Source organism: Kitasatospora sp. NPDC059571 (assembly GCF_042735675.1).
Taxonomy (GTDB): Bacteria; Actinomycetota; Actinomycetes; order Streptomycetales; family Streptomycetaceae; genus Kitasatospora.
Genome location: NZ_JBHWBW010000240.1, coordinates 1 through 11,503, shown reverse-complemented (window position 1 = coordinate 11,503; position 11,503 = coordinate 1). Strand labels below are relative to the sequence as shown.

General features: G+C 74.3%; 9 protein-coding genes and 1 tRNA gene. 7 read left to right on the top strand and 3 right to left on the bottom strand.

The genetic code is table 11. The annotated features are described in order from the left end of the window. The coding region (locus tag ACFV0G_RS24080) for an NUDIX hydrolase (RefSeq protein ID WP_380551524.1) at positions 1-571 on the bottom strand (571 nt) is incomplete at its 3' end. Next, a complete protein-coding gene (locus ACFV0G_RS24075) occupies positions 568-2,070 on the bottom strand; it encodes a zinc-dependent metalloprotease (RefSeq protein WP_380551521.1) in 1,503 nt (500 codons plus the stop codon). The genes ACFV0G_RS24075 and ACFV0G_RS24080, both read right to left, overlap by 4 nt. A 191-nt stretch (positions 2,071-2,261) precedes the next feature. On the opposite strand from ACFV0G_RS24075, the gene ACFV0G_RS24070 reads away from it, so the two are divergent. The 4 genes from ACFV0G_RS24070 to ACFV0G_RS24055 all read left to right on the top strand — a co-directional run bounded on the left by ACFV0G_RS24070 (position 2,262) and on the right by ACFV0G_RS24055 (position 5,362). Continuing rightward, positions 2,262-3,413 carry an NAD-dependent epimerase/dehydratase family protein gene (locus ACFV0G_RS24070; RefSeq protein ID WP_380551518.1) on the top strand — a complete coding sequence of 384 codons (1,152 nt, stop codon included), beginning with the start codon at positions 2,262-2,264 and terminating at the stop codon, positions 3,411-3,413. A 91-nt stretch (positions 3,414-3,504) separates the two neighbouring features. Further along, complete coding sequence (locus tag ACFV0G_RS24065; protein WP_380551515.1) at positions 3,505-3,945, top strand: molybdenum cofactor biosynthesis protein MoaE; 441 nt, start codon at positions 3,505-3,507, stop codon at positions 3,943-3,945. Positions 3,946-4,058: 113 nt separating this feature from the next. Continuing rightward, a complete protein-coding gene (locus ACFV0G_RS24060) occupies positions 4,059-4,232 on the top strand; it encodes a hypothetical protein (protein ID WP_380551512.1) in 174 nt (57 codons plus the stop codon). 56 nt (positions 4,233-4,288) lie between these two features. Further along, positions 4,289-5,362, top strand: a complete 1,074-nt coding sequence (locus tag ACFV0G_RS24055) for a PDZ domain-containing protein (RefSeq protein ID WP_380551509.1) — start codon at positions 4,289-4,291, stop codon at positions 5,360-5,362. Between the two features lie 43 nt (positions 5,363-5,405). On the opposite strand, the gene ACFV0G_RS24050 is transcribed toward ACFV0G_RS24055, so the two are convergent. Continuing rightward, positions 5,406-5,966: a PPA1309 family protein gene (locus tag ACFV0G_RS24050; protein ID WP_380551506.1), complete on the bottom strand. Its 561-nt coding sequence runs from the start codon at positions 5,964-5,966 to the stop codon at positions 5,406-5,408. A gap of 164 nt (positions 5,967-6,130) precedes the next feature. Here ACFV0G_RS24050 and ACFV0G_RS24045 point away from each other — a divergent pair, with 164 nt between their 5' ends. From ACFV0G_RS24045 to ACFV0G_RS24035, 3 genes are all read left to right on the top strand, one after another. Beyond that, positions 6,131-9,058, top strand: a complete 2,928-nt coding sequence (locus ACFV0G_RS24045) for a UPF0182 family protein (RefSeq protein ID WP_380551530.1) — start codon at positions 6,131-6,133, stop codon at positions 9,056-9,058. A gap of 56 nt (positions 9,059-9,114) precedes the next feature. After that, positions 9,115-9,188 (top strand) — tRNA-Met (locus ACFV0G_RS24040). 629 nt (positions 9,189-9,817) lie between these two features. Further along, positions 9,818-11,503: tetratricopeptide repeat protein (locus ACFV0G_RS24035; protein WP_380551527.1), on the top strand; the 1,686-nt coding region annotated here is incomplete at its 3' end.

Sequence of the window (11,503 nt, the reverse complement as noted above, 5' to 3'; positions counted from 1 at the left end):
GGGGGCGGGGCCGCGGGCGGGCCGGCGCCACCTGGCGCGGGCGGGTGGGGTGGGTCCACTCGGGCTGGCGGGCGTAGTCGAACCAGCGCAGGTCGAGCGACTCCTCGCTGATCATGGCCTCGGCGCCGGGCGGGGCGACCGCCACGTACTGGACGTCGAGGTGGGTGTTGGCGGGGACGTCCCGGCCCGCGCAGTGGACCTCGTGCCGGTCCAGCCGGACGGGCACCGGCCCGTCCGGTCCGCCGACCAGGGCGAGGCCGGCGATCCCGGACTCCTCGGTGGCCTCGCGCAGCGCAGCGCCGGCCAGCGTGGTGTCCTCCGGCTCGCAGTGCCCGCCCATCTGCAGCCAGCGGCCGACCTTGGGGTGCAGGGTGAGCAGCACCCGCCCGGCGGCCGGGTCGACCACCAGGGCGCTGGCGGTGATGTGGGCGGGCAGGCACGCCCGCCACATGCCGTCCGGCCGCTCGGCGAGGTGGCCGAGGTAGTCGCGGCGCAGGCCCTCCTGGGCGGCGTCGGCGACGGCCCAGTCGGAGAGGGTGCGTACGGCGTCGAGGTGGAGCGTGCCGGTCACCGGTCACCGCCGTCGGTGCCCTCGGCGTCGTCGGTGCCGTCCGTGCCCCGGTCGCCCTCGGCGGGCTTCGCGCCGCCCGCGGCGGCGTCGCCGAGGAGCTTGTCCAGCGCGTCGAAGTCGATGCCGCCCTCCTCGGCGGCCCGGTGCACGAAGCCGTCCGGGTCGTCCAGGTCGGCGGCGGTGGGCAGCATGTCCGGGTGCGCCCAGAGGGCGTCGCGCCCCTCGATGCCGCGGGCGTCGGCGAGCGAGGCCCACAGCCGGGAGGCGTCCCGCAGCCGGCGCGGGCGCAGCTCCAGGCCGACCAGGGTGGCGAAGGTCTGCTCGGCCGGGCCGCCGCTGGCGCGGCGGCGGCGCAGCGTCTCGCGCAGCGCAGCGGCCTGCGGCAGGTGCGGCGCCGCGGCGGTGTGGACGACCGCGTCGACCCAGCCCTCGACCAGGGCGAGGGCGGTCTCCAGCCGGGCGAGGGCGGCCTTCTGCTCGGGGGTGTCCTCGGGCTGGAGCAGGCCGCCGGCGAGCGCCTCCTGGAGCGCCTCGGGGTTGCTCGGGTCGAGGTTGCCGACCAGTTCCTCCATCCGGGAGGTGTCCACCTTGATGCCGCGGGCGTAGGCCTCGACGGCGCCGAACAGGTGCGCCCGAAGCCACGGCACGTGCGAGAACAGGCGCTGGTGGGCCGCCTCGCGCAGGGCGAGGTAGAGCCTGACCTCGTCGGCGGGCACGCTCAGGCCCTCGCCGAACTCGGCGATGTTCTGCGGCAGCAGGGCCGCCCTGCCGGCCGGGGCGAGCGGCAGGCCGACGTCGGTGGAGCCGGTGACCTCGGCGGCCAGCGCGCCCAGCGCCTGGCCGATCTGGGTGCCGAACATCGCGCCGCCCATGGAGCGCATCATGCCCATCAGCGGGCCGGCCATCGCCTGCATCTCGGCCGGCAGCACGCCGCCCATGGCGGTGCCGACGCGCTCGGCGACGGGGTCGACCAGGTCCTTCCAGACCGGCAGGGTGGCCTCGATCCACTCCGCGCGGCTCCAGGCCACGGCGGTGCCGGAGCCGGAGGGGAACTCGGTCGCGGCGTCCAGCCACAGCTCGGCGAGCCGGACGGCCTCGGCGACCGCCGTGCGCTCCGACGCGCCGACCGAGCGGTCCTTGCTGCGGCCCTCGGCGGGCTCGGCGACGACCGTCTGCCGGGCGATGTTCTTGGCGAGTTCCCAGTTCACCGGGCCGCCGTCGAAGGACAGCATCTGTCCGAGCTGCTGGAAGGCGGCGCCGAGGTCGGAGGGGTTGAGGTTGCCCATCATCGCGCCGAAGGGGTTGTCGCCGCCCGCGCCGCCGAGGCCGAACAGCGCGCCGAGCGGGTTGCCGGCGCCGAAGCCGAACGGCTGCTGCGGCTGGTCGCCGCCCTGCCCGCCCCCGCGCTCGGCGGCGGCGTCGCCCTGGTCGTCCTTCTTGCCCTTGCCGTCCTCAGGCTCCTCGGGCGGGACGGAGAATCCGAAGGGGAGGTCGCTCACGGGGTCCTCGATCTGCTCGGCCGTCACGCGGGGTGTGGCGGGTGTTCGGCAGCCCCGCAGCGGCGGGGCGTGTGTCCATGGTCTCGCGGCCCGATGGCGCAGCTTGCAACCGCCGGGCCCGTGCCTCGGGCAGGATGGACGGTACGTGACACTCGTACGTACGCACTTAAGCTAACCGTGGAGGATGGCCGGTGAGTTCCCCGCCTTCGGACGTTCGCTCTGGGCTGACCGGAGGTGAGGACGTCGCCGCAGCCGCCGCGGACTCGCCGTCTCCAGCCTACGGCGGCAGGCCGCTGACCGTGGCCGTGACCGGCGCGGCGGGCGTGGTCGGCGAGCGGGTCGCCGCCCGGCTGGTCGCCTCGCCCGGGGTCCGCCGGGTGCTGGCCATCGACGACCGGCGCGGCGAGGTCCCCGGGGTCCACTGGCGGGTGCTGGACGTCCGCGACCCGGCCGTGGCCGAGCGGCTCGCCGAGGTGGACGTGGTCGTCCACCTCGCGATGGACCTCGGCATGGAGACCGATGCGCGCGCCCGGAGCGCCTACAACGTGCGGGGCGCGCAGACCGTGGTGACCGCCGCCGCGGCCGCCGGGGTGTCCCGGGTGGTGCTCTGCACCTCCGCGATGGTCTACGGCGCGCTGCCGGACAACGAGGTGCCGCTGGCCGAGGACTCGGAGCTGCGGGCCACCGAGGAGGCGTCGCTGGTCGGCGACCTGCTGGAGATCGAGCGCCTGGCCCGGCGGGCCCCGCGCACCCACCCCGGCCTCCAGGTGACGGTGCTGCGCCCGGCGGTGGTCGTCGGCCCCGGCATCGACACCGTGCTCACCCGGCACTTCGAGGCGCCGCGGCTGCTGGTGGTGGCCGGCTCCCGGCCGTGCTGGCAGTTCTGCCACGTGGACGACCTGGCGACGGCGCTGGAGTACGCGGCGCTGGGGCTGGTCGAGGGCGAGGTGACGGTCGGCTGCGACGGCTGGCTGGAGCAGGAGGACGTGGAGGAGCTGTCCGGGATCCGCCGGATGGAGCTGCCCGCCGCACTGGCGCTGGGCACCGCGGCCCGGCTGCACCGGCTCGGGCTGACCCCGGCCCCGGCGGGCGACCTCGCGTACACCATGTACCCGTGGGTGGTCTCCGGCAGCCGGCTGCACGAGGCGGGCTGGCGGCCGCGGTTCAGCAACGAGGAGGTGCTGGGCGAGCTGCTCGGCCAGGTCTCCGGGAAGCACGCCGTGGCGGGCCGGCGGCTCGGCGGCAAGGAGGCGGCGACCAGCCTCGGCGCGGCCGGTGCGACGGTGGCCCTGGTCGGCACGGCGGCGCTGGTGCGGCGGGCCCGCAAGCGGCGGCGCTTCTGAGGCCGCTCGGCCGTTCCGCTCTGCGGAAAGTCTCAATCGTGATCCGGAACCCCTTGCCGGATCCCGCCGTGAATGGGGAATCATGGTGCACATGTCCGAGAACCACGACCCGATCCGCCTGCTCGCCATCCGTGACACCCCGCTCTCGCTGGACGAGGTGTACGAGGCGGTCGGCGACGACGCGGCGGGCGGCACCACGGTGTTCGTCGGGACGGTCCGCGACCACGACGGCGGCAAGTCGGTCGCCGCCCTGGAGTACAGCGCGCACCCGACCGCCGAGCGCGAGATGCGCCGGATCGCCGAGAAGATCGTCGCGGACTTCCCGGTCCGCGCGCTCGCGGCGGTGCACCGGATCGGCCGGCTGGAGATCACCGACAAGGCCGTCATCGTCGCCGTCTCCTGCGCCCACCGCGGCGAGGCCTTCGCCGCCGCCCGCCGGCTGATCGACGACCTCAAGCACGAGGTGCCGATCTGGAAGCACCAGGTCTTCTCCGACGGCGAGGAGGAATGGGTCGGCGCCGGGTCCTGCTGAGGCCCCCCGATCCGCCGGTGTAACCTGCCCGGCCGTAACCCGGGTCCTGCTGCGGCCGTTGTCTGCGCGGACGGTTAATCTGCTGATAGACACGACGAGCTGGGAGTACGGACATGGCTGCGCTCGCCTGGTTGATCATTCCCGTTGCGGCCGCACTGGCGGCCATGGTCTGGGCCGGCTGGGCCGCCCGCACCCCCCGCGCCACCGGTGATCCGGCCTCGCTCGCCGAGCACGAGCGGTTCCGCGCCGCCATGGAGCGCAGCACCGCCTCGACGCGGGAGCAGTGAGCCCGGTGCCAGGGCCCGGGCAGCGCCCGGGCGGCGTCGTCCCGTACTGTCGAGCCATGCCACGCCGCTCCGCGACGATGCTCGCCGCCACGCTGCTGCTCATAGGCCTGCTCTGCGCCTCCGTGATGATGCGCGTGCCCTACACCGAGATGAGCCCCGGGCCGACGTACAACACGCTCGGCGAGCAGCACTCGGGCGACCCCGTGATCAGCATCACCGGGCACCAGGTGTACCCGACGACCGGGCACCTGAACATGACCACCGTGCAGGTTACCGGCGCCAAGTACGAGCCGAGCCTGGTCTCGGCGGTGATCGGCTGGCTGCGCCACGACGTGCTGGTGGTGCCGCACGACAACGTGTACCCCAAGGGCCAGACCGACAAGGAGGCCCAGCAGGAGAACGCGGAGCAGTTCGCGTCCTCCGAGGACAGCGCCAAGACGGCCGCGCTCGGCGAGCTCGGCATCCCGGTCGGCACCGAGATCGTGGTCTCCTCGGTGATCGCCGGCGGCCCCTCCGAGGGCAGGCTGCACGCGGGTGACCAGATCGTCGCGGTGGACGGCACCGCGGTCACCGGCAAGGACCAGGTCGCCGCCCAGGTCACCAAGCACAAGCCCGGCGAGACGGTGGAGTTCACCGTGGTGCCGCACGCCAAGGCCAGTGCCACCCCCGCCGCCGCGGACGAGAAGAAGGTGGCCGTCACCACCGGCAAGGCCCCCGACGGCCGGGCGATCGTCGGCATCGTGCCGGGGACGGACCACACCTACCCGTTCACCATCGACATCGGCCTGCAGGACGTGGGCGGCCCCAGCGCCGGCCTGATGTTCTCGCTCGGCATCATCGACAAGCTCACCCCCACCGACCTGACCGGCGGGAAGTTCGTCGCGGGCACGGGCACCATCAGCGACGACGGCCAGGTCGGGCCGATCGGCGGTATCCAGATGAAGCTGATCGCGGCCCGAGACAAGGGCGCCGAGTACTTCTTCACCCCGTCGGAGAACTGCCCGGAGGCCGTCCAGGGCACCCCGTCGGGGCTGCGCCTGGTCAAGGTGGACACCCTGGACGGCGCGCTCAAGGCGCTGGACTCGATCCGCTCCGGACAGGCCTCGGCCCTGCCCTCCTGCCCGCGCTGAGCGACCTGCCCGCGCCGGGCCGCGGGCAGGGCCGCACGGAGCCTCAGGCGAAGGTCGCCAGCAGGGCCTCGGTCAGGGCCGGCACCAGGTCCGGGCCGGTGAGCACCTCGCGGGCGACGTCCTTCTCGCGCAGCCGCAGGGCGATCTCCCGGGAGCCGTCGCGCAGCACGGCGGCGGTGATCCGCACCTCCTGGCGCTGCGGGTGACCGGCCACCCAGTCGGCCAGCTCCTTCTCGGTGGCGTTCTTCGGGCGGGACTGCTCGGCGCCGGGCGGCAGCATCAGCCGCTCGACGACCAGGGCGCAGCCGACGACCTGGTCCGGCCAGGCGATGGTGCCCAGGAACCGGTCGAGCTCGGCGCCGGCGGGCAGCTCCTCCTGCTCGACCGGGGTCAGGCCGGTGGCCTCGTCGTCCAGTTCGAGCTGTCGAACGAGCTTCGGGTCGGCCTTGCGCAGTGCCGCGGTGTCGACCAGGGCGAACAGCCGGGCGGGGAGGTCCCAGCCGAGCGTGGCCGCGTACTCGTCGATCTCCAGGGCGGCACGGGTGAGCGGGGTGGCGGCCGGCGGCAGACCGCTGCCGGCGGGCGTCTGGGGTGCATCGGACATGCCCCCATCCTCACACGCCGCCGCGCGCCCGGCGGCGAGCCGATCCGGTAACCGTCCGGTCTCGTGCCGGGCCCGCGGGAACTCGGGTCGTGGCCGACGAAGTTGCACAGGGGACGTCCCACGACCCGCAGACGAACAGCAGAGGTGCCACCGTGGTCTTCCAGATGCCGGACCGCCCCGAACCGGCGTTCCGCGCCCGAGTCGGGCCGCCGTCCCGCCGGACGAGGGTCCTGCTGCTGACCGCGGGTGTGCTCGCCGTCCTCTTCCTGCTCTTCGTGGCGGCCTCCGGGCTCTGGACGGACTGGCTCTGGTACCGCTCGCTGCACTACGGCGGCGTGTTCGGCACCCAGCTGCGGACGAAGGCCGGCCTGTTCGCCGTCTTCGGGCTGGCGATGGCCCTGGTGGTCGGCTTCAACCTCTGGCTGGCGCACCGGCTGCGCCCGCCGCTGGCGGCGATGTCGGTCGAGCAGCAGAGCCTGGACCGCTACCGGATGGGCGTGGCCCCGCACAAGAAGTGGCTGCTGGCCGGCGCCGCGCTGCTGGTCGGCCTGGTGGCCGGCGCGGCCGCGGCCGGGCAGTGGCGCACCTGGCTGCTGTGGACCAACGGCACGCCGTTCGGAGTGAAGGACAGTCAGTTCCACCTGGACGTCTCCTTCTACGCCTTCGAGCTGCCCTGGTTCGAGTTCCTGCTCGGCTTCGCGTTCAGCGCGGTGCTGGTCTCGCTGCTGGCCGCCACCCTGGTGCACTACCTCTACGGCGGGCTGCGCCTGCAGGGCCCCGGCCGCCGGGCCAGCCGCGGCGCGCAGGGCCACCTCGCGGTGCTGCTCGGCGTCTTCGTGCTGCTGAAGGCCGCCGCCTACTGGCTGGACCGCTACGCCCTCGCGGTGAAGTCCGGCTCCTACAAGGGCGTCGAGGGCTGGACGGGCCTGCGCTACGTGGACGCCAACGCCTTCCTGCCGGCCAAGACCATCCTCTTCTTCGTCGCGGTGATCTGCGCCCTGCTGTTCTTCCTGACCCCCGTCCGGCGGACGTGGGCGCCGGCGCTGATCGGCTTCGGCCTGATGGCGCTCTCCGCGGTGCTGATCGGCGGGCTCTACCCGGCGATCGTGCAGCAGTTCCAGGTCAAGCCGAACGAGCAGGCCAAGGAGCTGCCGTACATCCAGAAGAACATCGACGCGACCCGGCAGGCGTACGGCATCGCCGGCGCCGAGACCACCCAGTACGGGCCGCGGTCCACCACCAGCGCCGAGGCGCTGAAGCCGGACGCCCAGACGGTGGCCGGCATCCGGCTGCTGGACCCGAACGTGGTCGCCCCGACGTTCCGGCAGGCCGAGGCGCAGCGCAAGTACTACGCCTTCCCCCGGACGCTGGACGTGGACCGCTACGGTACCCAGGACACCGTGCTGGGCGTGCGCGAGCTGGACATGACCGGGGTGCAGCAGCACAGCTGGATCAACGACCACTTCAAGTACACCCACGGCTACGGCGTGGTCGCCGCCAAGGGCAACCAGGTCGACGCCAACGGCAAGCCGGTCTACACCGAGTCCGGGCTGCGCGACGCCGACCAGTACAGCTACAACCCGCAGGTCTACTACGGCGAGAAGACCACCGCGTACTCGATCGTCGGCGGTACCAACCAGGAGATCGACTACACCTCGGAGTCCGGCGCGGACAAGCTGACCCAGTACCGGGGCGGCGGCATCTCGCTGGACAACCCGCTCACCCGGGCCGCCTACGCGGTGAAGTTCCACGAGCCGCAGATCCTCTACTCGGGCGCGATCACCGACGGCGCGCGGGTGCTGTACGACCGCACCCCCAAGGAGCGGGTCGAGAAGGTCGCGCCGTGGCTGTCGATCGACGCCGACCCGTACCCGGTGATCCAGGGCGACCACGTGGTCTGGGTGCTGGACGGCTACACCACCTCGGACGGCTACCCGTTCGCCTCCAGGACGACCCTGGGCGAGTCCACCAAGGACGCGCTGACCGACCAGCGCGGCCGCACCCTCACCGCGGTCAACCAGGTCAACTACATCCGCAACTCGGTCAAGGCCACCGTCGACGCGTACACCGGCGAGGTGAGGCTGTACCAGTGGGACGAGGCCGACCCGGTGCTGAAGAGCTGGATGAAGGCCTTCCCCGGCACCGTCCGGGCGAAGTCGGCGATCCCGGCCGCCCTGCTGCCGCACCTGCGCTACCCGCAGGACCTCTTCAAGGTGCAGCGCGAGCTGCTCGGCCAGTACCACATGACGGACGCCGCCGCGTTCTTCAGCGGCACCGACATCTGGCAGGTGCCGAACGACCCGACCACCAACACCGACGAGGTGCAGCCGCCGTACTACCTGACGCTGCGGATGCCGGACGCCAAGGGCGCCGCCTTCTCGCTGGCCACCAGCTTCACCCCGAGCGGCCAGGAGAACCTCGCGGCCTTCATGGCGGTCTCCGCCGACCCGGGGCCGGACTACGGGAAGATCCGGATCCTGCGGGTGCCGGGCGACTCGGGCGCCCTGGGCCCCAACCAGGCCCAGGCGAAGTTCAATTCGAACGGCGCGGTGGCCAGCCAGCTCAGCCTGCTGGCGAGCCGCAACGACTCGGCCGTGGTGTACGGCAACCTGCTGACCCTGCCGGTCGGCGGCGGCATCCTCAACGTCGAGCCGGTCTACCTGCTGGCCCGCGGCGCCAAGGCCCCGGTGCTGCAGAAGGTCCTGGCGATGTACGGCAACGACAAGGTGGTCATGGCCGACACCCTGTCGGACGCACTGGCCCAGGTGTTCGGGGGCGCGGCCACCGGCGCGCCCGCCACCCCGACGGCGCCCGCCACCCCCGACGCCTCCGGCGGGGCCACGCCCGCACCGGGTTCGACCACCCCGCCGGCGGCCGTCAACCCCGACCTCCAGCAGGCGCTCCAGGACGCCCAGAAGGCCTTCGACGAGGGCCAGGCGGCGCTCAAGAACGGCGACTGGACGGCGTACGGCAAGGCGCAGCAGGCGCTCCAGGACGCCCTGAAGCGGGCCGCCGCGGCGAAGCCGGCCGCGGCCGGGGCCGCCCCGGCGCCGGCCGGTTCGCCCACGCCCTCGGCGTCGTCCACCCCCTGAGCTGCGGCAACCGATTGTTGGACCACCCCGCGACCGTGCTATGGTTTACCCAACGACGCGGGGTGGAGCAGCTCGGTAGCTCGCTGGGCTCATAACCCAGAGGTCGCAGGTTCAAATCCTGTCCCCGCTACTGAAGATCAGGGCCCGGAGGCACCAGAGTTCATCTGGTTCCTCCGGGCCCTGGTGTTTTTCCGATCAAGAGGGGTCCGACTCCGGTACTATCGACCCGTTCAGCCCGGTCCCGCCGCCGTTGCCGGGGTTTGTGGGGCCCAAGTGTCGGGAAATCGACAAAGCGCTGAAGCTGTCCCGCTGGCTTCGGCCCGCCCCGGCAGAATTGGTCCGGGGCAGGTGTACGCGGGTTCCGGGTGATGCGACGATGGAGCACATGGGGGATGCGGTACGGCTGTTGACTCCCTTTCGACACCGAGAGGGGGACAGCGGCCGGCCAGTCAGCTGCGCCCCCGGCGGATGCCGAAGCACTCTGGGGGAGCGGGAGCCGGCATGAAGCTGATCGGTAGGAACGGCACCGGGCCCGCCGCGGCCCCCGACACCGGCACTCGGGCGCAGCGCGCCGACGAGGCCCCGCAGCCCCTGCCCGCCCAGCGCAGCAACGGCCCGGAGAGCCTCGTCCGGATCTCCGCCCAGCAGCTGGTCGACGCCGTCGGCCGCTACCCGGCCACCGTCGAGGACCCTGACGGCGAGACGGCCCCGGACGCCGCCAGCTTCGAATCCGCCCTCGCCGCCCGGGAGCAGGCCGCCCTGGAGTCCCGGCACCGGGCCGCCGCCGACGGCGGTGACCCGGGCGCCGCCAGCCAGCTGGGCGCGCTGCTGCTGCGCCGCGGCGACCTGGAGGACGCCGAGCCGTACCTGCGCGCCGCCGCGGCCGCCGGCCTGCGCGCCGCCGCCAACAACCTCGGCGTGCTGCTGCACCAGCGCGGCCACCGCACCGAGGCCGCCCAGTGGTGGCGGCAGGCCGCCGTCGCCGGGTCGGCGCCGGCCGCGCACGCGCTCGGCCTCCAGCTGCGCGACCAGGGCGAGGAGGAGGCCGCCGAGTACTGGCTGCACTTCGCCGCGGAGCACGGCCACCCGCTCGGCGCCTACGCACTGGGCGACCTGATGGAGCATCGGCGCGACGTGCGCGCCGAACGCTGGTTCAAGGTGTCCGCCGACGCGGGCCACCGGGAGGCCGCCTACCGGCTCGCCCGGATGCGCGAGGCGGCCGGCGACAAGGAGACCGCCGAGACCTGGTACCGCACCGCGGCCGCGCGCAGCCACGCCCGGGCCGCGCTGCGCCTCGGCGTGCTCCTGGAGGAGCGCGGCGGGCTCGACGAGGCCGCGCGCTGGTACCGGCAGTCCGCGCAGAACGGCGAGCCGCGGGCCGCCTGCGCGCTCGGCTTCCTGCTGCGCGACACCGGCGACGCCGCGGCCGCCGCCGAGTGGTGGCAGGAGGCCGCCGAGGCCGGCGACGGCAACGCCGCCAACGCGCTCGGCGCGCTGCACGCCGGCCGCGGCGAGGCCGCCGCCGCCGAGCGCTGGTACCGCGCCGCGCTGGACGCCGGCGACCACAACGGGGCCTTCAACCTCGGCCTGCTCTGCGCCGCCGCCGGGCGGGAGGCACAGGCCGAGCAGTGGTACCGCAAGGCCGCCTACGCCGGGCACCGGGAGGCCTGCAACGCGCTCGCCGTGGTGCTGCTCCAGCGCGGCGACGAGTCCGGCGCAGAGCCGTGGTTCTCCAAGGCCGCCGAGGCCGGCAGCGTGGACGGCGCGTTCAACCTCGGTGTGCTGCACGCCGGCCGCGGCGAGCTGACGCAGGCCCACGAGTGGTACGCCCGGGCGGCCGCGGAGGGGCACGGCGAGGCCGCGCTCCAGCTCGCCGTCGTCCAGGAGCAGCGGGGCAACGCGGCCGGGGCGCTGGAGCGCTACCGCCAGGCCGCCGGCGGCGGCTCGGCCGAGGGCGCGTTCCGGCTCGCCGTGGTGCTGGAGCGCCGCGGCGAGGCCGAGGCCGAGCACTGGTACACGGTCGCGGCCGAGGCCGACCACCGGCGGGCCCAGGTGCGGATGGGCGTGCGCGCCGCCGAGCGCGGCGAGCTGCAGTCCGCCGAGCGCTGGTACCGCCGGGCCGCCGAGGCGGGCAGCCGCAGCGCCGCGTTCAACCTCGGACTGCTGCTGGCCCGTCAGGACAGCGAGGCCGAGGCGGTGCTCTGGTACACCCGGGCCGCGGACGCGGGCCACGGGCGGGCGGCACTGCGCCTGGCGCTGCTGGCGCTGCGGCGCGGCGAGCCCGTCCAGGCGGAGAACTGGTGCCGCCGGGCCGCCGAGTACGGCCCGGCCGAGGTCGCCGAGCGGGCCGGCCGCCTGCTCGGCGCGCTCGACGCGGAACTCAGCGCGTATCCGCGGCGGGGGGGGGGGCGGGGCGGGGGGCGCCCCCCCGCCCCCCCCAGCGAA